The following is a 643-nucleotide window of genomic DNA, read 5'->3' as shown; positions in this document are numbered from 1 at the left end:
ATGCGTGCCAGCAGAATTGCAGGCAGTTGCTCAGGAAAATGCCGGCGCATCCCAACGTGCCCGTGGTCAGCGCGAGGGGCAGCGCGGTATCGGGCGTCATCGCCAGCATGGCCAGCATGGTGGCCGAAGCGATCCACAGCGCGCGTTCGGTGCGGGGCAGCGATTGTTCACCGAAGCGCCAGGTGAACAGGCAGAAGCAGGCCGTGTATAGCACCAGGGCCATGGCGTTGGCCCGGGAGGCCATCAGGGTGTCGGCGAACGGCCAGGGACTGGTCAGCAGGACGTTGGCGATGAACAGTACCCAGAACAGCGCCATCAGCGCGTACCAGCCGTAGGTGGTCTGTTCGCGGCGGACGATCCAGATGCAAAAGAACAAGGCGCCGAGCACACCCGAGATGATCAGGTTCAGCACGTACAGGGTGCGGTTGGTCCACCACACGTCTTCCTGTAGCGCCTGCATGGCCCGCGATTCGCCCAGATGGACCGGGCCCAGCCCCGGCGTCTGCTGCCATACGCCGACCACGCGCACCCACAGCGTGTTCACGCCGTCATGCAGCAAAGCTTCGGGCAGGCGCCAGTAGCGCGGCATGTTCCAGCTGCGCGACAGCGGTTCGGTCAGGTGCGGGTCGCGCCAGATCAATTC

Annotated in this window: 1 protein-coding gene; it reads right to left on the bottom strand. The window is 65.0% G+C overall.

Annotation, left to right across the window (positions count from 1 at the left end; genetic code table 11):
• Window positions 1-643 (bottom strand): 7TM-DISM domain-containing protein (locus A9976_RS19500; RefSeq protein WP_220808760.1); only part of this gene is annotated, 643 nt, incomplete at both ends.

Origin of the sequence: Delftia sp. UME58, assembly GCF_014170385.1 — a bacterium.
Taxonomy (GTDB): domain Bacteria; phylum Pseudomonadota; class Gammaproteobacteria; order Burkholderiales; family Burkholderiaceae_C; genus Comamonas; species Comamonas acidovorans.
Note: the sequence above shows the minus strand (reverse complement) of the source record. Positions and strands in the feature narration are given on the sequence as shown.